This is a genomic window from Bradyrhizobium sp. WYCCWR15520 (assembly GCF_056174665.1).
In genome coordinates this window covers 191,757-211,601 of sequence record NZ_JBWBWM010000013.1, presented here as the reverse complement: position 1 = coordinate 211,601, position 19,845 = coordinate 191,757, and the positions used below count along the sequence as shown (strand labels likewise).

Here is a 19,845-nt window from a genome sequence, read left to right as displayed (position 1 = left end):
AGCTCTAGGCGGCGCGCCGAATCTCTTCCATCTTTTGATTGATCTGCTTGCCGGCATCGTCCGCAAGCTTCAGCGACATGTCGGCTATCCGGCGACTGCTTTGCAGAACATTCTCCACGGTCTCACGCACCATGTCGCTTTGTACGGCGGCAACGTCCTGAGGCGTTCGACAGGCCCACAAATCATTCATGCGGTCCATGCTCTTCTCGACCTGGTGCCGAACCAGATCGAAGTATTCTCGAGACATCCCACCCATCATCTGGGCGGCAGCAGTGCTGGTGTAAAGTATGGTTTGGGTGCTGGTTTGGGTGCTGCGGGACGAGCGTTCCGTTGCCTGCTGCACTCCTTCTCCCGACAAGCCGAGTGTGCGGCTAAGTTGCTCTGTTGACCGACCCATGACTGTGGTCGCCATATCCAGACCGAAGCGCCAGGCGTTCTGCAACGTCTCGGCGTTTTGCTGCACCAGATTGGCGCTCACCCGAGCCACTTCCTGCCCAGCCTCAGCCGCAACTTGTCCGAGGCGCGCTGTTTGCTCGGCTGCGGCTTGTCCGGCGCGGCTGGCCTGCTCGGCAGTCGTCTCGCTGGCGCGGCGGGCGGCGTCCTCAATGCCTTGTGTAAACTTTTCCTCCTGGCGTGGGTTTGCCATCTTTTTCTCCGCTGATTGCAGGTTGATGACTTGCCCCAGCTCCTTCCGGGCAACGCAATCGCTGTGGACCCGTTCCAGACCTGCCGATCTTTTCCGCCGCTCTCGATGTTGCTTAGGAACGGCGGCCACATCTCCATGGTTATGCCGCAGACTGGCTCTTCGCCTGCCGCAATTCGGCTTGCTACGCACGTCACGAGGCTCAGCGAATGACCACAGCTGAAACCGTTCTCGTCATCATTGCAGGCGTTCTCCTTCTTCTGGTGATCGGGAACATCGTGTTCTCGTTCGTGGCCGAACAGAAGAACCCACCAATCGGTCGTTTCATCGACTGTGAAGGTGTGCGACTTCATTACATCGATCGTGGCGATCCCGCAGCTCCATGCGTCGTGCTGTTCCACGGCAACGGCTCGATGATCCAGGATTTCATACTGAGCGGACTGGTGGACCATCTTGCTCGCCGCAAGAGGGTTATATGCTTTGATCGGCCAGGCTTCGGCTACAGCCAGCGGCCCCGCTTGCGCATCTGGACAGCGACATCGCAGGCCGGGCTGTTCGTTAAGGCGCTCAAGGCACTCGGCGTACACAATCCCGTCGTGCTTGGCCACTCATGGGGGGCCTTGGTTGCCGTCGCCATCGGATTTGAAAAGGACTATCCGATCCGTGGTCTTGTGCTTGCTTCCGGTTATTACTTTCCGACACGGCGATGGGACTTCTGGATGATGTCGGGTCCAGCGATACCGGTGTTGGGCGATCTGGTTCGCTACACAATAGCGCCGGTCATCTCATGGGCCATTCTGCCGATATTGTTTCGCAGGCTTTTTGCGCCCCGCGCTGTTCCGGTGAACTTCAAGGACGGCTTTCCAGCCTCCCTGACTCTCAGGCCGAAACAGTTGAGGGCGGCCGCTGAGGAAAGCGCGTTCCTCATCCCGGAAGCAGCACGGCTTCAATCGCGCTATCAGGACGTGCGGTGTCCGATCCACATCTTCCACGGAACAGGTGACCAGATTATCGAACCTGAACAGGCCAGACGCCTACACGAGGTGCTGGGTGGGTCCGACTTGCATCTTGTGCGGGATGCCGGACACATGGTGACGTATGTCGACAGCGCCACCATCGTTCAGGCCGTCGAGTCCCTGGAAGTCGCCATGACCAAATAGGAGGTGGCGTACGGAAGGTGGGTTTGGCGATCTACATACTTCGCCACATGGGCTGATGGTCCCGCATGACGGGTCTCGTAACTCGCTTCAATGCGCATCCGGTTCCGTGCTAGTGATTCCAGCGCCGGGCCCCGGCCCACATCTCAAGACAAGCATCGATATGGCAAAAGACACCACCGGACGCCTCCACGTCACGGTCAAGACCGGCGGCAAGCGCAAGCTGTCGTCAAAGCTCTGGCTGGAGCGGCAACTCAACGATCCCTATGTGGCGAAAGCCAAGCGGGACGGCTATCGCTCGCGCGCGGCCTACAAGCTGATCGAGATCGACGACAAATACCGTGTGCTCAAACCGGGCCTCGCGGTGGTCGATCTCGGCGCCGCGCCCGGCGGCTGGAGCCAGATTGCGGCCCGGCGCGTCGGCGCGATCAACGGCAAGGGCAAGGTGGTTGCGATCGATTTGCTGGAGATGCCGGAAATCCCCGGTGTCGAGTTCGCGCAGCTCGACTTCCTGGCCGAGGATGCGCCGGAGAAACTGATCGCGATGATGGGCGGGCGCGCCGACGTGGTGATGTCCGACATGGCGGCCAACACCACCGGCCATCGCAAGACGGATCAATTGCGCATCATCGGCCTCGTCGAGACGGCGGCGGCCTTTGCTGCCGACGTGCTCAATCCCGGCGGAACGTTCCTGGCAAAGGTGTTTCAGAGCGGCGCCGATGCCGAACTGGTCGCGCAATTGAAGCGCGATTTTGCCAGCGTGCGCCACGTCAAGCCGGCCTCGAGCCGCCAGGATTCTTCGGAGCGCTACGTGCTGGCGATGGGATTTCGCGGACACCGCAATCAGCCCTGAGCGCAACCTTCACGGCAGAACGGCTGGACATCGTCTTACACGGTTGCCGCGTGAGGGCTGGCGGGCGCCACGCCTTCCACGAATCCTGTTGGAACTTTGCCCGGAAGGGCGTATTTCTTTAGTCAGGCGCGGTCTGTTCATCCGCATGCAGCCCTGACGCCGCCGGGAATTTCTGCAGCGAGCCGCGCCTCCGTCTGGGAAGGAGTATTCCCGTGATGGAGCAGAGGACCAGAGTTGGTAATCGACTGTTAGCTGCGTTGCCGACAGCAGACCTCGATTTGCTTGTGCGTCATTTCAGAATGGTTTCGCTTGAACGGGACACCGTATTGGTGCGGTCGGGCGATCCGATCGGACGGCTTTATTTTCCCCTTACCGGCCTGATCGCCTTCGTCATGGACATGCCGAACGGACAAACGGTCGCAACCGCCGTTGTCGGCAACGAGGGTGCCGTTGGCGTTTTGACGGCGCTCGGGCCTACCCGCTCTCCGATGACGGCGGTGGTGCGCGTGGCGGGAACGGCGCTGCAGATTTCGCCGACGCAATTTCAGGCGGCGCTTGGACGCAGCAGCGCCTTGAGGGGAGCGGTTCAAACCCACACCAGGGCGCTCATGGCGCAATTCCAGCATGTCGCAGCCTGCAATGCGCTGCACTCGGTAACGGCCCGGCTGGCGAACTGGTTGCTGCAGGTCCACGATCGGGCCGGGGGCGATACCTTGCCCCTGACGCAAGATACGCTTGCGGAATTGCTCGGCGTACGCCGCCCTACGGTGACGCATATCGTAGGCAAGCTGCGCGACGCGGGTGGAATCCGGTCCAATCGGCGGGGCTTGATCGAGATCGACAGGCCGCGGCTCGAGATGGCGACATGCGAATGCTACCAGCTCATGCGCCGTCGAATCGATCGTATCGTCCACACCGAGGAGGCACAGACGCCACCGTCCGGGGCTGATGTGGCGGCCTTGTTTGCCAACGCGGATGAGACCCGGCCGCGCACGCCGGCGCGGGGAGTGTCCGGCCAGCGGCCGCGGCATCATTGGCCGGATTGAAAGCCCGCGGCGGCGGCCCTATGCCGATAGGGCGAATGCGGGGCCGGACATGCGCCATTCCTCTTCCGGCTCGTGCACCCAGGCCTCCCGGGCAAACCATTCGTGGTTGGTCTGGCAGATCGAGCAGAAGGTGCGCGCGAAAAACACCGGACTGGATCGAAACCTGTCCCGTTCCGATTTCATCCCCGTCGGGATAGCGCGCCCCGTTCCGGGGCACTTGATCATGACCACGCCCATCCTGTTCCTCCGTTGCTGAATTTGATTTTTGTGTCGACGCAGCTTCGCCATCGGCTGGAACGCGCCCTTCTCACAGGGGTGCTTATTCCAGCCGATCCCGGCGGGCCGCAAAGTTCGATGATGATCTAGGCCGCTTTCTGCAGCGCGCTGGCAAAGCTCTTTTTGAGCGGATCGGCCGTTTCGGTCGCGATCTTGCGCGTAAGCTGCCAAAGTTCCCGGCTCTGTGCGGTCGTGGCTTCGAAGTTCTTGCAGCCCTGCGCGGCCGAGAGTTGCAGGATTTCCGAGGGCGATTTCATGCCCAGGAGATGGCTGAGAAAGTCAAAGGCGGAGCTGGTATTGGCGCTGGAGAACTCAATGAGTTTGGCGGCATAGTCCGCCGTGCCCTTTGCGTTGGCTGAATAGGCTTCCCGGAGCGCGTCATTGACCGCTCCTGAGGCCATCTTCACCTTCTCGATGTTCTCCTTTGCTCGAATTACGTTCTGCTCGGCGAGCCCGTTAAAAATGCCGGGCATTCCAAGGAACGACGTGGCAGAAAGCTTCTCGTCGGCACCAGCTTTCGGATCGGTATTCGTTTCCTTCGTATTAGCTTGATTCACGCGTCTTCGTCCTTTCACTCAAAACGGAAGAATTCCCCATCGTGGCGGGGTCCCGACACGGAGCAGTCCCGCGCGGTGTCGAACGAGATATGGCTGATGGTGGCGGAAGCTTCCGTTCGCTTTCTGACGCTCAGATCAGATTCTTCCTTACGGCGCAGGATGTTCCGAGTGCTGCGGAATGGGACAATCCGCGGAGGGCTCATCTTGAGCTAGCCCAAGCGCTGATCCCGGGCGTCTTCGGTGCCTTCGCTGGCGGCCTTGGTTGCCGCCTTTTCCGCGCCCTTGCGGCTGGAAATCTCGACCGCCTTGCGGCCGGAGATTTCGTGGCCGGCGTCATCGGGCATCTGCCAGAAGAAATAGGCCGACACCGCCGAGATGATCGCGACCACGAGGAATGCCGGCGGGAATACGTCGGCGCTCAGCTCGGTGACATGCCGGTACAGCATGGTCGATTCCACCGAGAACGCGCCGACGGCGACGCCGGCCGAAATCGCCAGCTGCTGGTTGACGCTGACGAGCGTGGTGGCGCGGCTCATCTGCGGCGGTTCGACCTCGGCATAGGCGACCGTGTTGATCGCGGTGAATTGCAGCGAGCGGAAGAAGCCGCCGACGACGAGGATGATGAAGATCAGCAATAGCGGCGTCGTCACCGTGAACAGCGCGCAGGCCGCGAGGAAGACCGCGCTGACCACGGCGTTGACCGTCATCATGTAGCGGAAGCCGAAGGCGCGGATGATGCGTGCGGCCAACGTCTTCATCCCCATCGCGCCGACGGCCGAGGCAAACGTCACGAGACCGGACTGGAACGGCGTCAACCCAAAGCCTTCCTGCATCAATAGCGGCAGCAGGAACGGCAGCGCGCCGATGCCGAGCCGGAACAGGAAGCCGCCGATGATGCTGGCGCGCATGGTGGAGAGCCGCAGCAGCGAGAAATCCAGCACCGGCGAGCCGGTTCGTTTCGCGTGCATGACGTAGAGCGTCATCGAGATCGTGCCGACCGCGACCAGGCCGACGACGACCGGCCAGGGCAACAGATTAAGGCTGGCGACCGAGAGGCCGAAGGCGATGCCGGCAAGCCCGATACCAGCCAGCACCAGCCCGTAGAGATCGAAGCGCTCGGGATTCTCGCTCTTGATCGGGTCGATGTATTTCATCGCCATGAAGATGCCGAGCAGCCCGATCGGGATGTTGATCAGAAAAATCCAGTGCCAGGAGAAATAGGTGGTGATGAAGCCGCCGAGCGGCGGGCCGATCACCGGCCCGACCAGCGCCGGCACGGTCACCCACGTCATCGCATTGACCAGCGCGCTCTTGTCGATCGAGCGCAGCAGCACCAGCCGTCCGACCGGCGTCATCATCGCCCCGCCCATGCCCTGCAGGATGCGGGCGATCACGAAATGGGTCACGTTCTGCGACAGCGCGCAGCCGATCGATCCGACCATGAACACGCCAATCGCGATCGAGAACACCATGCGCGCGCCGAAACGGTCGGCGGTCCAGCCGCTGGCCGGAATGAACACCGCGAGCGAGAGCAGATAGGACGTGATGGCAAGCTTCAGCGTCAGCGGGCTGGTGCCGATGTCAGCCGCGATCGCCGGCAGCGAGGTCGCAATGACAGTCGAGTCCATGTTTTCCATGAACAGGGCTGTGGCGACGATCAGCGGGATCAGACGTTGCTTGTCCATCGTATCAGGGGGATTCGGAAAGAGAGGCAGGCGAGGGGCCTGTATCATCCCGCCGTCACACAAGCCATTGCGGAACGGGGCAAACCACCTAAATCCTGCGTGACGCTGGTATGCACCGCCAGCCGTGGAGGTCCTGAATGATCTACGTTCTCGCTGCCTTGTTGCCGCCGCTCGGGCTGCTCCTGAACGGGCAGCCGTTTTCGGCGATCTTCAACCTGGTCCTGATCGTGTTTTGCCTGATTTTCGGGCTGATTTTTCACGTCCTGCTGCTGGTGCCCTCAGCACATGCGCTGATCGCGGTCCACATGAAGCGGGAGGACCGCAGGCACCGCGAGGTGGTGGAGGCGATCCGCCAGCACGGCCCGCCGCCCGGATACCCGCGCTGAGGTCGCTTTTGGACCCACCGCTAAACCCTTGGGATTGCGGCGTTTCCCGAAAAGCCTGTGCATAGCAGTCAAACGCTTTGATTCGGCGTTCCGGCATGCTATCGACCACCGTCAACCCCACCGATGGGCTCCGATTCGACGGCGATGCCGATAGCATCGCTGGAGGCGGCGTTCATCCATAAGACTGATCGCGGCGGTGAGCCGCCGAAAGGAGTTGGCAATGGCGCAGGGACTTCAGGGTATCCGTGAAGCCTTCACGTTCGACGATGTGCTTCTGAAACCCGGTCTCTCGGATATCCTGCCGTCTGAGGCCGATATTCGCTCCCACGTAACCCGCGCGATCCCGCTGAACATTCCGATCATCGCGTCCGCGATGGATACGGTCACCGAAGCACGCATGGCGATCGCGATGGCCCAGGCCGGCGGCGTCGGCGTCATCCACCGCAATTTCGATCCGGAGGGGCAGGCCGCGCAGGTGCGGCAGGTCAAGAAGTATGAATCCGGAATGGTGGTCAATCCGCTGACCATCGGGCCCGACGCGATGCTGTCGGACGCGCTGGCGCTGATGAAGGATCACGGCTTTTCCGGCATTCCCGTCGTCACCGGTGCCAGCAAGAATTCGCCGGGCAAGCTGATCGGCATTCTCACCAACCGCGACGTCCGCTTTGCCACCGACCCCAAGCAGAAGGTGTCGGAGCTGATGACGCATGAAAACCTCGTCACCGTGCGCGAGGGCGTCAGCCAGGACGAAGCCAAGCGGATGCTGCACCAGCACCGTATCGAAAAGCTGCTGGTCGTCGACGACCAGTATCGCTGCGTCGGCCTGATCACCGTGAAAGACATGGAAAAGGCGGTCGCGCATCCGCTCGCCAGCAAGGACGCGCATGGCCGTCTGCGCGTCGCCGCCGCAACCACCGTCGGCGAGGGCGGCTTTGAGCGCACCGAACGGCTGATCGACGCCGGTGTCGACTTGATTGTGGTCGATACCGCACACGGTCATTCCTCGCGCGTGCTGGAGGCGGTCAACCGCATCAAGCGGCTTTCCAACGCCGTGCAGGTTATCGCCGGCAACATTGCCACCAAGGAAGGCGCGCAGGCGCTGATCGATGCGGGCGCGGACTCGATCAAGGTCGGTATCGGCCCGGGCTCGATCTGCACCACGCGCATCGTCGCCGGCGTCGGTGTGCCGCAGCTCACCGCCATCATGGACGCGGTGGAAGCGGCGAAGAAAGCCGAGGTCCCCGTGATCGCGGACGGCGGCATCAAATATTCCGGCGATCTGGCGAAAGCGCTCGCCGCCGGCGCCGACATCGCCATGGTAGGTTCGCTGCTCGCCGGCACCGACGAAACGCCGGGCGAAGTGTTTTTGTGGCAGGGCCGTTCCTACAAGGCCTATCGCGGCATGGGCTCGGTCGGCGCGATGGCGCGCGGCTCGGCCGATCGCTACTTCCAGCAGGACATCAAGGACACGCTGAAGCTGGTGCCCGAGGGCATCGAGGGCCAGGTGCCGTATAAAGGCCCGGTCGGCAACGTCATGCACCAGCTCGCCGGCGGCCTGCGCGCCGCGATGGGCTATGTCGGCGCCCGCAACCTCGCCGAATTCCATGAGAAGGCGCAGTTCGTCCGCATCACCGGCGCAGGCCTGCGCGAAAGCCACGTCCACGACGTGACGATTACGCGAGAAAGCCCGAACTATCCGGGCGGGGTGTAATTCTCGCTACACGCCGTCATTCCGGGATGGTCCGAAGGACCAGACCCGGAATCTCGAGATTCCGGGTTCGCTTCGCGCCCCGGAATGACGGTGCGTTTGAGGCAACGCCACTCTCCACCGTCATTGCGAGCGCAGCGAAGCAATCCATTTCACAGCTTGCGGAGGCGTGGATTGCTTCGCTACGCTCGCAATGACGAACCAACAAGAACCGGAGGAACCAACCATGTCCCAAGGCAAACGCATCGTTCTGGCATCCCGCCCCGTCGGCGAGCCCAAACCCTCCGACTTCCGTCTCGAAGATTGCCCGGTTCCGACACCCGGCGCCGGCGAAGTTCTCCTCCGCACGATCTGGCTGTCGCTCGATCCCTACATGCGCGGGCGCATGAGCGACGGGCCGTCCTACGCGCAGCCGGTGCCGATCAACGGCGTGATGGAAGGCGGCACTGTCAGCGAGGTGATCGCATCCAACAATCCCGCCTTCGCCAAGGGCGACATCGTGCTGTCGCGCGCCGGCTGGCAGACGCATGCGATCTCCGATGGCAAGGGTCTTGCGAAGATCGATCCCAAGATCGCACCGATCTCGACCGCGGTCGGCGTGCTCGGCATGCCCGGCATGACCGCCTATACGGGCCTGCTTGACATCGGCAAGCCACAGGCGGGCGAGACCGTCGTGGTCGCGGCCGCTTCGGGCGCAGTCGGCTCGGCGGTTGGGCAGATCGCGCGCATCAAGGGCGCCCGCGCGGTCGGGATTGCCGGCGGCAAGGACAAGTGCGCTTACGTCAAGAACGAGCTCGGCTTCGACGATTGCCTCGATCATCGCGATCCAGATCTTGCCGCGAAACTGAAAGACGCCTGCCCGAAGGGCATCGACGTCTATTTCGAGAATGTCGGCGGCGCGGTGTTCGAGGCGGTGTTCCCGCTGCTCAATGCCTTTGCGCGCATTCCCGTGTGCGGCCTGATCGCGCATTACAACGATACGCAGGCGGTGGCGCCGAAATGGGCGCCGGCGATGATGCGCAACGTATTGACCAAGCGGCTGACCATCCGCGGCTTCATCGTCAGCGATTTCGCCGCCCGTCACGCCGACTTCCTGCGCGACATGTCGGGGTGGGTGCGCGAGGGCAAGGTCAAGCACAAGGAGTTCGTCACCGAAGGCCTCGACAGCGCGCCGGCCGCATTCATGGGCCTTCTGAAGGGCGCCAATTTCGGCAAGCAACTCGTGCGCGTTGGCCCCGACAAGGCGTGAAGTGAACTGCGGTGGCCGTGGGGAACACGTAAAATGAACCTCACGGTCACTTGAGGCAAATGTCGGAACGTCGTTACCTGAGCATCGTTTGGCTTTGACATCCAATGGAGATGCCAAATGATGAACTGCAAGAAACTATCGCTCGGCCTGTTTGCCGCCACGATGCTGGCCACTCCGGTGATGGCTCAAGAGGTCTATCAGGAACCGGGCATGATCGGGTTTAACTACCCGTACTCCAGCTATTCCACTGGAGGAGACGGTGTAAGAGCCGCGCCCGGACCAGGCTACTATTACGGCAACCGGTTTCAGCCGGCCCCGCGCGTAGGCGCGTTTGCGACGGCGCCTTGGGACGATAGTTCCTACACTTCCTATGGCCTCGTGGAGCGCCAGTGGTGATGCGCTCTAGGATTTCCTGCCAATCAGTGAATCCAGATCAACATCGGTCTGTCCCGGCGCTCTGACGTGGCGGACCTCAAGGGCGTCGGGCTGGAAACGATACTCCACCAGCCCGACTTCCTTCGTGCCGATGATGGGCTGAAGCCGGTCGGAAATGATGAAGCCGGCGGATGGCGACCAGACATGGCGCGTATGTCGATAGGTGAAATCGCGACGCTGATGAACATGGCCTGAGGCGACCAGCCTCAAATCGACTCCAGCGAACATCTCGATCAGGCTTCTGCGCCGGGGTTGCGGCACATAACGGATCGCCGTTTCCTCCGTCTCGGCATCATCAGGCGCATTCAGAAACAGCGGCTTGTGCAGAAACAGCGCGACCGGTCTGCCGTTCACGCGCCCGAGTTCTGAAGCGAGCCAACCGAACTGCTCGGCCTCGCTCTCGATCCCGGTGTTCATGATCAGCGAGTTCAATCCGATAAAGCTCCAGCCAGCCGCATCGAACCGCCAGCGGTCCTCGCCGATCGCGGATAGATATTTCTGCCGCTCCTGTTCGGTTGCCGGTTGCGTCGGCGCGGTACCGACCGCCGTCGGGTTGTCGCCAATATCGTGATTGCCGGGCAAATGACGGCAGGGGACCGGCAGCCCGTCATGCAGTTCCTTTGCGAATTTCAGATCGTCCGGGCTGGTTGGTCCGTCGAAGGCGAGGTCGCCGGTGTTGATCACGAGATCGGGCCGCGTCGTGTCGATATGCTCGCTGACGCGATGAAAATTGTCGGTCAGGCTGGCGAAGCGGGCGGCGCGGGAAAGGTGGGTGTCGGAAATTTGCGTCAGGCGAAATTCGGTCATGCATTAGTCCTTTTGGCCCGATCATAGCTGAGCCCGAAGTCGGAACGATGACGCCACAACCTCAATCGTCGTACCCCGCGAAGGCGGGGTACCCAGTACGCCGCGGCTTCTCGATTTAATCGCTGGCGTCGCTGGAATACAGGATCAGCCGCATTCGCGGGATGACGGCGATTTGCGTGTTGCGTGGCGTAACTCACTTACCCCAGCGTCCGTCGCCAGAACGCCAGCATATCAGCCTTGAACAGTTCGGCATCGCCATCGCGGCTGCCGATGCGGGCGCCCTTGCGGCCATATCCGGCCTTCAGCGCGTAAACCATCAGGTCGCGGTCGGTCAGCTTGCTGTCCGCGACGCCGTGCAGCGGATGGATGAAGGCGCCGTCATTGGCGATGTAGATCGTCGGCGCGGCGGGGGAGACGGACGCGTCCGGAACGTTCTCGATATCAGTGCCGCGGTCAAAACTGTGCTGGGCTCCGCCGATCAGCCGCATCGTCGCCTTGCCGCCGGAGAGGCGGATCGCCTGGCAGTGGCCCTGCACCTGCATCGGCGAGCACCATTCATCGGCATCGCCCATGATGACGCGGATCTCGGTCTCGTCGACGGATGGATCGAGGAATTGGTGCCCGCTCCAGGGATAAGCGGCGAGCACGCTGCGAAAACCCGCGCCGGCGCCGACCACCGCATCGGCAAAGCGGCGCGTCGCCGCCGTCAGCACGGCCGAGCCGCCGCGGCTGTGGCCCTGCGCGCCGATTCGCGATGTATCGATTTCGGGATGGCTTGCGAGCACTTTCCAGGCTGCGAGCACGTCATAGGCGCTGGCGGCGAATGAGAACTGGGTCTGGTTGGCGACGGTGGACGTCACGTCGCGCGCGCCAAACCCGTCGAGCACAAATGCCGCAAAGCCGTCATTCGACACCGTTTCGGCATGCGCCAGATGCGAGGAAGCCACGCCGAGGCTGCCCGGGACCACGATCACCAGCGGCCATTTTCCGTCCGCCTTCCGGCGATTCGTGGCCGGCAGGAATAGTTTGCCGTCAATCGAAAGCTTCGGCAGGTCGGAGGCGTTGCTGATGACATGGAAGTAATTCAGCGGATTGGCGGTGGGAATTTCGAAATTCTGGCCTTTGGCGCCGTTGGCGAAGACAATATCCTGATCGCGAAATCGCAAAGTTGGATTCCTCCCGCGGCCGCTCTTTTTCGGCGGCTGTCGGGGACATTGTAGACCAAGTTCTCGATATGTATCGGCTCTCGCTGGATTTATTTTTGGCTGACGAGCATGTCTGAACTAAACCGCAAAATGAGACATTTTGCGTCGCTTCTGCAGTTAGTCGCATAAAGGATGTAGGATGTGGCTTAACACCAACGAGACTCATAGAACTTGTCGTAAAACTGATCGGTCGAAGAAATCTATTTACAACGTTGAGAAGTGCTAGCTACAAATAGCAGTCGCTCGTTGAGTCTGCACATGGCAGTCTCGTGCGACCCTTGGAGTTCTTGTGGTCGGGAATTCAGGCCTCTCGCTTAGTCCATGATCGGGCGAAAGCGTATATGTGCAGCCGGCGAGAGAACGCTTGCTCGTAGCCAGTTGGCGGTGCGAAGCGCAGCACTGGACTTCTTTCATCGATGCTTTGAAGCTTCCAAATCACTGTTCAGCTAAATTGTCTTCCGGTAAACGTTCCCGGATAAGGATGTTCGGGATTCGTGGCGACTCCAATCCAAGTCAAGCGGTTCGCTTGATCTGGTTTCATTTGTTTTTCCTGTCGCCTATCGCTGCGATCGCCTATGTAGCCAGTCATGAGCTCAAGGACGCGGGCCAAGATGCGGTGATCCGCGTCTTGTTCATACTTGCTGTTTCGCTGATTGTGAGCCTCTTTTGCGCAATTTCGCAGCCGATCCAGATCATCGACGAATCTTTAATGACGAATGTGGGGCGCGCCAACCTGTGTCTTGCCGTCGTTGATGCGACCATCGTAGAGGACGCTAATGACTTGGCAGGTTGAGATCGGAAGCGGGCATCATGTGGTCAACGTTGACAATTCGAACTACGCTTCCAGGGCGGGATGGACTGCAGGACAGCTCCAGGACGAGAGCAGCGTGATAGGCCAACGGAATTAGGAGGAGGTCGAGCATGATAAGATTTGTCGACCGCTTGCCCTATGCTCTTGTTGTAGCGATTTGTGCAGCGGTCGCACCTCTGTTGGTTATGTTGCCCTTTGCTGCCGCGGACGTCCGGCCGTTGGTTGTCGTGCCCGGCATGGGGCTAGTCCTTGGATTTTTCGCAGCGATCATCATCCTATGGAGCAAGAATCTTCGCTGGTCGGCGACCACGGGCGAAATGATGTCAGCGATACGCGCGGAAGGTGGGGCCGACAGCGGAGCAATCTCGTTATCGTTGCGAGAGAACCATGAAGTCGAGAATGGAAGTTATTGGACGCGCGCAGTTAGCTTCAGTGATTTCTATTTCCTAAACCGACCGCAAATCGTTCGAATGTGGATAGTCGATTGCCTCATCGGAATTTTAGGTTGGAGCGCGGCGCTTCTTCTTTTCAACGAGCCAAATTTTGCGCTGACTGTGACATTAGCCGGTTTGCTGGCAGTGCATGTCGCTCGGATAGCTTGGCTTATGCGCCAACGCAATTTGATGCTGACACTCTACCAATCTACAGTAACAATTGTAGTTGGAGGAGCAGCGGGGGCAATAATTGTATTTCTCGCCTATTTTAGCGTCTTGGGTTACTCGAGCAATTGGTGGCCAGCATACCGCAACGTCAACCTCACGTTTGCGCTGCTTCCCTGTTTCCTCGTGTTTGTTGACGTCGCAATCGCTTCGATTTTGCGTAAGTTCCTGAGATAAGAAAAGGAAGGCCGTCATGTCAGTGCTTGAGCTTTTGGATGCAATTACAGGCGCTCATAACAATTGGGTGGACGGCATTAAGAATGACGATCCAGCATTCATCGGTCAAATAAAGGCAGACCTACATCTCTTCAGCGTTGGTATGTTCGAAGGCACAATTTTCGGGAAATTCGGCGCCTATGTTGCGGAGGGAGGAATTGTAGGTGCGTTGGCGGCACGGATCGCTCCCTCCTTGGCAGTCTTTGGTGCGTACGGACTGGGGGCAGACGTTGCCTCCAGTATGATTGGGGTAGGCATTTGCGGATGACCAGTGGAATCGCGAGCAGATTTTGGTCAACAATCAATTCTCCGGCGGGGCCGGTGTCGAACAGGTTAGTTTCGCCAATGGGACGACGTGGGATCGATCTCAGATCGCCTCCGCCGCGTGGTACCGCGGCTCGGCGAACGGCGAGGGCATCAATGGAAGTTCGGGCGACGACACCATCGATGGCAAAGGCGGCAACGACACGCTGACCGGCTTTGGCGGCAGCGACACCTACATCTACGCTACCGGCTACGGCAACGATGTAATTTCCGAGAGCGGTTCGGACGCGGGAACGGATGTCGTCAAGCTGGTTGGGCTCAATGCCTCGGACGTCGAGTTCATGCGTTGGGAGAACAATCTTTACATCACGAACATTGCGACCGGCGAAAGGATTCAGGTCAACAATCAATTCTCCGGCGGGGCCGGTATCGAACAGGTGAATTTCGCCAATGGGACGACATGGGATCGGACTCAAATCGCCAATGCGGCATGGTTCCGCGGTTCGTCTGGTAATGATTCCATCTCGGGGACGTCCGGCAACGACACGATCCTTGGCGGTGCGGGTAACGATGTCATGTCTGGAGGAGCGGGCAGCGATACCTTCGTTTTCCGAGCCAATTTCGGGCGAGATACCGTCAATGATTTCGTGGCCGGCAGCGACGTTCTCGAATTCCGCGACGGCGTCGTCGCCGATGCGGCAGCCGTGCTCGCGGCGGCCACGGCGTCGGGGAACGATACGCTGATCACCATCAGCACGGACAATACGATACTGCTGAAGGGCGTCTCGCTGGCGACCCTTAACACGACGGACTTCCACATTGTGTAAAGCGCGCGTAGCCCGACGGGGCGCCTAGTTCGCCCCGTCAAAGCAAATATTCGCTGCGGTCTTGCCGTCCTTGTCCTTTAGCGCAATCCGGCAACGCAACCGCTCTAGCGCCTTGGCCCGCCGCATCGTCCTGCGGGCCGAAATTGCCGTCCCACCAATCCCGCGTCATCTGCATGTTAGCGGGCACACCGGTGCCGGGCGCCAAGGATCAGTCGCGCGATGGGTGGTGCGCGTGCCTCAAAGCACGCGATAGCGGATCGCGAAGGCGTCGTGGATTTCGGTCGTCACAGCGCCGCCGTTGGCGGGCACGATGCCGTCGGCCAGATGCCACGGCCCGAACTGCGGCTGATACGAGGGGCTTGCCGGCAGCCGCAGCCGGAATGTGCTTTGGACCTGGCCGGGCAGGTTCAGCACCATCATGCGCTCGGTGGTGCGGTAGTCGAGCGTCACCGTGCCGCGCAAGACGCTCCGGCCGTCAGCCGTCGAGGCCAGCGCCTCCTGAACTTTGGCCAGTTTCTGGTTCCGGTCGGTCAGCAATTCGATCTGGATGTCGGCGGCGGTGGTCAGCGCCGCCTTCGGCAGGCGGATTTCAAATTCCACCGCGGGCTTTGCCGGATTGAGGCCGAGATAGGCCTGCGCCGCGTGCCTGATATCCGAGACCACGAAGGCGACCAGGACCAGCACCGCGGAAGCCGCAAGCCCGTGCTTGACCAGATCCTGGCGGCTGCGCTGCCCGCTGCGGAAATAAACCGACAGCACGATCGCGACCGCCAGCGCCGCGGCGATGCCGGCCAGCGCCGACATCACGATGCCGAGCCCGCCATCGGGGCTGAACCCGACGGCGCGGAGCAGGGAGCTCACGGAATCGCCGGGTAGCTCGACGGCGCGGCCGGCGCCGGTCAGGATCGGGGAGGTGATGTTCATCGCCAGCTCATGGGGAGGGCTTGAAAGGCGGGTTTGGGACCAGAACCTTCGGAATTCTCGATAGTTGGTCGCAGAGGCTCTGCTTGCGGTTCAAGCGAGCCCGATAAGTGGATTTGTCAGGCGAGGGACGTCTCGTTATTGCTTTAGGGCCTCAAGCAGGCTTCGGGGGAGATTCTCATGTCGGTTCAAATGGTTTTGCTGCCGGTCTTTGTCCTGATCGGGCTCACTTTCTTCCTGATGCTCTGGATGGTGACCGCCCGGACAAAGGCGGTGAAGGCGAGGGAAACCAGCCTGAAGGACATCGCGGCGGGGCAGCCGAAATATCCACCGCGCGTGGCCCAGATCGGCAATTGCTTCTCAAATCAGTTCGAAGTACCCCTCCTGTTCTACATCCTGATCGCGCTGGCGCTGCCGCTGCGCCGGGCCGATCTCTTCATTGTGCTGATGTCCTGGGTGTTCGTGGTGACGCGATTTGCCCATGCCGGCATTTTCATCACTTCCAACAACATCCAGCAGCGCAGCCTGGCGTGGTTCGCCGGCGCGCTGGTGTTGCTGGCGATGTGGATCTACTTCGCGCTGAAGCTCTTGCTTCTGATCTAGAAAGTTTTGAATGACCCCCGCTGCCCGGCTCTCCGCCGCCATCGAACTGATCGACACCATCGACACTGACCGCGTTCCCGCGGCCAAGGCGCTGAAGGAGTGGGGCACCGCGCACCGGTATGCCGGCTCGGGCGATCGCGCGGCGATCTCGGGCCTGATCTGGGACGTGCTGCGGCGACGGGCGTCGAGCGCCTGGCTGATGGATGCCGACACGTCGCGGGCGCGCGTGCTCGGCGTGCTCAGGCTCGAGCGCGGCATGAACACCGATGCGATATCGGCGCTGTGCGACGGCGGACGTTTTGCGCCGGAACCGCTGAGCGAGGCCGAACGATCCGCACTCACTTCGCGCAGCCTCGACGGCGCGCCGCCGCACGTCGCCGGCGATTATCCGGAATGGCTGGATCCGCATCTGGCCACCGTGTTCGGCGACGACCGCGTGGCCGAAGCCACCGCGATGGCGAGCCGCGCGCCGCTCGATCTGCGCGTCAACACGCTGAAGGCCAAGCGCGAAAAAGTGCTCGCCTCGCTCAGTCATCTCGGAGCCACGCCGACGCCGTGGTCGCCGCTCGGCCTGCGCATCGAGCTCGGCGCCGATGCGCGCAATCCCGGCATCCACGCGGAAGAAGATTTCATCAAGGGCGCGATTGAAGTCCAGGACGAGGGCTCGCAGCTAGCCGCGCTGTTCTCGGCCGCAAAACCCGGCGAGCAGGTGATCGATCTCTGCGCCGGCGCCGGCGGCAAGACGCTGGCGCTGGCGGCGATGATGCAAGGCAAGGGCCGCCTGATCGCGACCGACCGCGACAAGCGCCAGCTCGCGCCGATCTACGAGCGGCTGTCGCGCGCCGGCGTCCACAACGCTGAAATCCGCGCGCCGAAGGGCGACGCTGATCCATTGGCCGACATCAAGGCGTCAGCCGATCTGATCCTGATCGACGCGCCCTGCACCGGCACCGGCACCTGGCGCCGCAACCCCGACGCCAAATGGCGCATGCGCCCCGGCGCGCTCGAAGTCCGCTTGAAGGAGCAGGCCGAAGTGCTTGATCGCGCGAGCGCGATGGTGAAGCCCGGCGGCCGCATCGCCTATGTCACCTGCTCGGTACTGCCGGCGGAAAATGGCGAGCAGATCCGCGGCTTCGTGTCGCGACATCCGGAGTTTTCGGTTCAGCCATTGAACGAGACGGCAAGCGTGCTGTGGGACAGAGCGGAGGATTTTGAGAAGGCCGCGCTACAGTCTCCCGAAGGATGGCTGATGACGCCGCGCCGCACGGGCACGGACGGCTTTTTCGTCTCGGTGCTGAAGAAGCGATGATCGCGTAGGGTGGGCAGAGCGAAGCGTGCCCACCATCTATCCGCGACCGTTGTCTTGAATGGTGGGCACGCTTCGCTCTGCCCACCCTACAAAACCTCAATCCACAATGAACAGCTTCGCGCCCGTCTTCGTCGACGAGCGGTGCGCGGCGTCGCCGAAATCCGAGACCTGGTAGCTCATGCCCGCGCGAAGCTTGAACGTCCGCCCGTCGCGCAATTCGGTATCGAGTTCGCCCTCCAGCACGTAGAGCACGTGGCCGCGGTCGCACCAGTGATCGGCGAGATAGCCTGGCGAATACTCGACCATCCGCACGCGGAGATCGCCGATGTCGAGTGTGCGCCAGCGTGCTTCACCTGAAACGCCCGCGTGTGTCGTCGCGGCGATCTGGCTCCAGTCGGTGACGGTGAACGGCAGGGTGGGGATTTTCATGCGCGATGATCCTGCGGGTCGCTTTCGTTTCTCGCAATGACGGCTGTGGCTGACCAATGCGCCAGATGATTGGTTGGCGCAAATTAGGTCAATAATACTTACCTAATATCACCTTGTCCATGCCCGAGAAAGAATGTGGGTCAGCCCTTTGCCGCGGTTGCGAGGCCGCGCCCCGTCGCGTAATTCCTGTCCATGACAGCAGCACAGAAAGCCCGCGAGTCGACGCCCTCGGTGGCCTCGGCGCATGACAAGATTCTGATTGTCGACTTCGGCAGTCAGGTGACGCAACTGATCGCGCGCCGGGTGCGCGAGGAGGGCGTCTATTCCGAGATCGTGCCGTTCCAGAAGGCCGAGTTAGCCTTCGACGAGATGAAGCCGAAGGCGGTGATCCTCTCCGGCGGCCCGGAATCGGTGCACGAAAAGGGCTCGCCGCGCGCGCCGCAGAAAATCTTCGATTCCGGCGTGCCCGTGCTCGGCATCTGCTACGGCCAGATGACCATGGCCGCCCAGCTTGGCGGCGAGGTCGAGGGCGGCCATCACCGCGAATTCGGCCGCGCCGACGTCGAGGTCAAGGCTTCAAGCCACCTGTTCGATCAAACCTGGGCCAAGGGCGAGAAGCATCCGGTGTGGATGAGCCATGGCGACCGCATCACCAAGATGCCGCCCGGCTTCACGGTGGCCGGCGTCTCGCCGAACGCGCCGTTCGCGGTGATCCAGGACGAGAAACGCAAATATTACGGCCTGATGTTCCACCCCGAAGTGGTGCACACGCCCGACGGCGCCAAGCTGATCCGCAACTTCGTGCGCAAGGTCGCAGGGCTGACCGGCGACTGGACCATGCGCGCCTTCCGCGAGGAAGCAATCGAAAAGATCCGCGCCCAGGTCGGCAAGGGCAGGGTGATCTGCGGCCTCTCCGGCGGCGTCGATTCCGCCGTTGCCGCGGTGCTGATCCATGAGGCGATCGGCGACCAGCTCACCTGCGTGTTCGTCGATCATGGCATGCTGCGGCTCGATGAAGCCAAGACCGTCGTCGACCTGTTCCGGCATCACTACAACATCCCGCTGGTGCATGTTGACGCGTCGAAGCAATTCCTCGGTGAACTCGCCGGCGTCACCGATCCCGAAGTGAAGCGCAAGACCATCGGCCGCCTGTTCATCGACGTGTTCGATGCCGAAGCGAAGAAGTTCGGCGGCGCCGATTTCCTCGCGCAGGGCACACTCTATCCTGATGTGATCGAGAGCGTCTCCTTCACCGGCGGCCCGTCGGTGACCATCAAGTCGCACCACAATGTCGGCGGTCTCCCGGAACGCATGAACATGAAGCTGGTCGAGCCCTTGCGCGAGCTTTTCAAGGACGAGGTCCGCGTGCTCGGCCGCGAGCTCGGCCTGCCCGAAATCTTCGTCGGCCGCCACCCGTTCCCGGGCCCCGGCCTCGCCATCCGCTGCCCCGGCGACATCACAAAAGAAAAGCTCGACATCCTCCGCAACGCCGACGCGGTCTACATTGATCAGATCCGCAAGGCGGGATTGTACGACCAGATCTGGCAGGCGTTCGCCGTGCTGCTGCCGGTGAAGACCGTCGGCGTGATGGGCGACGGCAGAACGTACGAATACGTCGTGGGCCTGCGCGCCGTCACCTCCACCGACGGCATGACCGCGGACTTCTATTCCTTCGACATGAAATTCCTCGGCGAGACCGCAACGCGCATCATCAACGAGGTGAAGGGTGTGAACCGCGTGGTGTATGACGTGACGAGCAAGCCGCCGGGGACGATTGAGTGGGAGTGAGGGGGAGTACC

Annotated in this window: 22 protein-coding genes; 14 read left to right on the top strand and 8 right to left on the bottom strand. The window is 61.5% G+C overall.

Features of this window, described 5'->3' with window-relative positions:
- Positions 1-4 precede the first annotated feature (4 nt).
- The gene (locus AC0QUY_RS17155; RefSeq protein ID WP_475387667.1) at positions 5-646 is read right to left on the bottom strand and encodes a phasin family protein; all 642 of its coding nucleotides are present in this window, start codon (positions 644-646) and stop codon (positions 5-7) included.
- Positions 647-852: 206 nt separating this feature from the next.
- On the opposite strand from AC0QUY_RS17155, the gene AC0QUY_RS17150 reads away from it, so the two are divergent.
- From AC0QUY_RS17150 to AC0QUY_RS17140, 3 genes are all read left to right on the top strand, one after another.
- Entirely contained in the window at positions 853-1,803 is a 951-nt protein-coding gene (locus tag AC0QUY_RS17150) for an alpha/beta fold hydrolase (RefSeq protein ID WP_475387666.1), read from the top strand.
- A 160-nt stretch (positions 1,804-1,963) separates the two neighbouring features.
- On the top strand, positions 1,964-2,653 hold the full coding sequence (locus AC0QUY_RS17145; RefSeq protein WP_475387665.1) for an RlmE family RNA methyltransferase: 690 nt from the start codon (positions 1,964-1,966) through the stop codon (positions 2,651-2,653).
- Positions 2,654-2,952: 299 nt separating this feature from the next.
- Positions 2,953-3,699 (top strand): Crp/Fnr family transcriptional regulator, encoded by a 747-nt coding sequence (locus AC0QUY_RS17140; RefSeq protein ID WP_475387664.1) that lies wholly within the window; start codon positions 2,953-2,955, stop codon positions 3,697-3,699.
- Between the two features lie 18 nt (positions 3,700-3,717).
- Here AC0QUY_RS17140 and AC0QUY_RS17135 read toward each other — a convergent pair whose 3' ends face one another.
- The 3 genes from AC0QUY_RS17135 to AC0QUY_RS17125 all read right to left on the bottom strand — a co-directional run bounded on the left by AC0QUY_RS17135 (position 3,718) and on the right by AC0QUY_RS17125 (position 6,217).
- A complete protein-coding gene (locus AC0QUY_RS17135; protein WP_161854056.1) occupies positions 3,718-3,936 on the bottom strand; it encodes a hypothetical protein in 219 nt (72 codons plus the stop codon).
- Between the two features lie 125 nt (positions 3,937-4,061).
- Positions 4,062-4,532, bottom strand: coding sequence for a phasin family protein (locus AC0QUY_RS17130; RefSeq protein ID WP_475387663.1), 471 nt, complete (start codon positions 4,530-4,532; stop codon positions 4,062-4,064).
- Between the two features lie 209 nt (positions 4,533-4,741).
- Positions 4,742-6,217: a DHA2 family efflux MFS transporter permease subunit gene (locus AC0QUY_RS17125; protein ID WP_475387662.1), complete on the bottom strand. Its 1,476-nt coding sequence runs from the start codon at positions 6,215-6,217 to the stop codon at positions 4,742-4,744.
- A 137-nt stretch (positions 6,218-6,354) separates the two neighbouring features.
- Between AC0QUY_RS17125 and AC0QUY_RS17120 the strand changes: the two genes are divergently transcribed.
- The 4 genes from AC0QUY_RS17120 (at position 6,355) to AC0QUY_RS17105 (ending at position 9,956) form a co-directional block, all read left to right on the top strand.
- Complete coding sequence (locus AC0QUY_RS17120) at positions 6,355-6,603, top strand: hypothetical protein (protein ID WP_057855275.1); 249 nt, start codon at positions 6,355-6,357, stop codon at positions 6,601-6,603.
- Between the two features lie 220 nt (positions 6,604-6,823).
- Positions 6,824-8,314 carry an IMP dehydrogenase gene (gene guaB / locus AC0QUY_RS17115; RefSeq protein ID WP_161854059.1) on the top strand — a complete coding sequence of 497 codons (1,491 nt, stop codon included), beginning with the start codon at positions 6,824-6,826 and terminating at the stop codon, positions 8,312-8,314.
- A gap of 223 nt (positions 8,315-8,537) precedes the next feature.
- Entirely contained in the window at positions 8,538-9,560 is a 1,023-nt protein-coding gene (locus tag AC0QUY_RS17110; protein ID WP_161854060.1) for an NADP-dependent oxidoreductase, read from the top strand.
- 117 nt (positions 9,561-9,677) lie between these two features.
- Positions 9,678-9,956 (top strand): hypothetical protein, encoded by a 279-nt coding sequence (locus AC0QUY_RS17105; protein ID WP_475387661.1) that lies wholly within the window; start codon positions 9,678-9,680, stop codon positions 9,954-9,956.
- Between the two features lie 6 nt (positions 9,957-9,962).
- Here AC0QUY_RS17105 and AC0QUY_RS17100 read toward each other — a convergent pair whose 3' ends face one another.
- Together AC0QUY_RS17100 and AC0QUY_RS17095 are read right to left on the bottom strand one after the other, a co-directional pair.
- Entirely contained in the window at positions 9,963-10,802 is an 840-nt protein-coding gene (locus AC0QUY_RS17100; RefSeq protein ID WP_475387660.1) for a metallophosphoesterase family protein, read from the bottom strand.
- A gap of 197 nt (positions 10,803-10,999) precedes the next feature.
- Positions 11,000-11,968: a dienelactone hydrolase family protein gene (locus AC0QUY_RS17095; RefSeq protein ID WP_475387659.1), complete on the bottom strand. Its 969-nt coding sequence runs from the start codon at positions 11,966-11,968 to the stop codon at positions 11,000-11,002.
- 403 nt (positions 11,969-12,371) lie between these two features.
- Between AC0QUY_RS17095 and AC0QUY_RS17090 the strand changes: the two genes are divergently transcribed.
- From AC0QUY_RS17090 to AC0QUY_RS17075, 4 genes are all read left to right on the top strand, one after another.
- Positions 12,372-12,800: a hypothetical protein gene (locus tag AC0QUY_RS17090; protein ID WP_475387658.1), complete on the top strand. Its 429-nt coding sequence runs from the start codon at positions 12,372-12,374 to the stop codon at positions 12,798-12,800.
- A 128-nt stretch (positions 12,801-12,928) separates the two neighbouring features.
- Positions 12,929-13,654, top strand: coding sequence for a hypothetical protein (locus AC0QUY_RS17085; protein WP_475387657.1), 726 nt, complete (start codon positions 12,929-12,931; stop codon positions 13,652-13,654).
- A gap of 16 nt (positions 13,655-13,670) precedes the next feature.
- Positions 13,671-13,961 carry a hypothetical protein gene (locus AC0QUY_RS17080; RefSeq protein WP_475387656.1) on the top strand — a complete coding sequence of 97 codons (291 nt, stop codon included), beginning with the start codon at positions 13,671-13,673 and terminating at the stop codon, positions 13,959-13,961.
- A gap of 22 nt (positions 13,962-13,983) precedes the next feature.
- On the top strand, positions 13,984-14,784 hold the full coding sequence (locus tag AC0QUY_RS17075; protein WP_475387655.1) for a calcium-binding protein: 801 nt from the start codon (positions 13,984-13,986) through the stop codon (positions 14,782-14,784).
- Between the two features lie 237 nt (positions 14,785-15,021).
- Here AC0QUY_RS17075 and AC0QUY_RS17070 read toward each other — a convergent pair whose 3' ends face one another.
- The gene (locus AC0QUY_RS17070) at positions 15,022-15,708 is read right to left on the bottom strand and encodes an acriflavin resistance protein (protein ID WP_475387654.1); all 687 of its coding nucleotides are present in this window, start codon (positions 15,706-15,708) and stop codon (positions 15,022-15,024) included.
- Between the two features lie 177 nt (positions 15,709-15,885).
- Between AC0QUY_RS17070 and AC0QUY_RS17065 the strand changes: the two genes are divergently transcribed.
- Positions 15,886-16,308, top strand: coding sequence for an MAPEG family protein (locus AC0QUY_RS17065; RefSeq protein WP_161854067.1), 423 nt, complete (start codon positions 15,886-15,888; stop codon positions 16,306-16,308).
- 10 nt (positions 16,309-16,318) lie between these two features.
- A complete protein-coding gene (locus tag AC0QUY_RS17060; protein ID WP_475387653.1) occupies positions 16,319-17,617 on the top strand; it encodes an RsmB/NOP family class I SAM-dependent RNA methyltransferase in 1,299 nt (432 codons plus the stop codon).
- A 96-nt stretch (positions 17,618-17,713) separates the two neighbouring features.
- Here AC0QUY_RS17060 and AC0QUY_RS17055 read toward each other — a convergent pair whose 3' ends face one another.
- Positions 17,714-18,046, bottom strand: coding sequence for a DHCW motif cupin fold protein (locus AC0QUY_RS17055; protein ID WP_161854069.1), 333 nt, complete (start codon positions 18,044-18,046; stop codon positions 17,714-17,716).
- A 192-nt stretch (positions 18,047-18,238) separates the two neighbouring features.
- Between AC0QUY_RS17055 and guaA the strand changes: the two genes are divergently transcribed.
- Entirely contained in the window at positions 18,239-19,834 is a 1,596-nt protein-coding gene (guaA, locus tag AC0QUY_RS17050; RefSeq protein ID WP_475387652.1) for a glutamine-hydrolyzing GMP synthase, read from the top strand.
- Positions 19,835-19,845 lie beyond the last annotated feature (11 nt).

Bases quoted from the DNA above. Each gene is read 5' to 3' on its own strand.
- AC0QUY_RS17120 (WP_057855275.1), top strand. From the start codon at position 6,355: ATGATCTACGTTCTCGCTGCCTTGTTGCCGCCGCTCGGGCTGCTCCTG.
- AC0QUY_RS17110 (WP_161854060.1), top strand. From the start codon at position 8,538: ATGTCCCAAGGCAAACGCATCGTTCTGGCATCCCGCCCCGTCGGCGAG.
- AC0QUY_RS17150 (WP_475387666.1), top strand. From the start codon at position 853: ATGACCACAGCTGAAACCGTTCTCGTCATCATTGCAGGCGTTCTCCTT.
- AC0QUY_RS17125 (WP_475387662.1), bottom strand. From the start codon at position 6,217: ATGGACAAGCAACGTCTGATCCCGCTGATCGTCGCCACAGCCCTGTTC.
- AC0QUY_RS17145 (WP_475387665.1), top strand. From the start codon at position 1,964: ATGGCAAAAGACACCACCGGACGCCTCCACGTCACGGTCAAGACCGGC.
- AC0QUY_RS17055 (WP_161854069.1), bottom strand. From the start codon at position 18,046: ATGAAAATCCCCACCCTGCCGTTCACCGTCACCGACTGGAGCCAGATC.
- AC0QUY_RS17155 (WP_475387667.1), bottom strand. From the start codon at position 646: ATGGCAAACCCACGCCAGGAGGAAAAGTTTACACAAGGCATTGAGGAC.
- AC0QUY_RS17080 (WP_475387656.1), top strand. From the start codon at position 13,671: ATGTCAGTGCTTGAGCTTTTGGATGCAATTACAGGCGCTCATAACAAT.
- guaA (WP_475387652.1), top strand. From the start codon at position 18,239: ATGACAGCAGCACAGAAAGCCCGCGAGTCGACGCCCTCGGTGGCCTCG.
- AC0QUY_RS17065 (WP_161854067.1), top strand. From the start codon at position 15,886: ATGTCGGTTCAAATGGTTTTGCTGCCGGTCTTTGTCCTGATCGGGCTC.
- AC0QUY_RS17060 (WP_475387653.1), top strand. From the start codon at position 16,319: ATGACCCCCGCTGCCCGGCTCTCCGCCGCCATCGAACTGATCGACACC.
- guaB (WP_161854059.1), top strand. From the start codon at position 6,824: ATGGCGCAGGGACTTCAGGGTATCCGTGAAGCCTTCACGTTCGACGAT.
- AC0QUY_RS17085 (WP_475387657.1), top strand. From the start codon at position 12,929: ATGATAAGATTTGTCGACCGCTTGCCCTATGCTCTTGTTGTAGCGATT.
- AC0QUY_RS17140 (WP_475387664.1), top strand. From the start codon at position 2,953: ATGGTTTCGCTTGAACGGGACACCGTATTGGTGCGGTCGGGCGATCCG.
- AC0QUY_RS17100 (WP_475387660.1), bottom strand. From the start codon at position 10,802: ATGACCGAATTTCGCCTGACGCAAATTTCCGACACCCACCTTTCCCGC.
- AC0QUY_RS17070 (WP_475387654.1), bottom strand. From the start codon at position 15,708: ATGAACATCACCTCCCCGATCCTGACCGGCGCCGGCCGCGCCGTCGAG.
- AC0QUY_RS17105 (WP_475387661.1), top strand. From the start codon at position 9,678: ATGATGAACTGCAAGAAACTATCGCTCGGCCTGTTTGCCGCCACGATG.
- AC0QUY_RS17135 (WP_161854056.1), bottom strand. From the start codon at position 3,936: ATGGGCGTGGTCATGATCAAGTGCCCCGGAACGGGGCGCGCTATCCCG.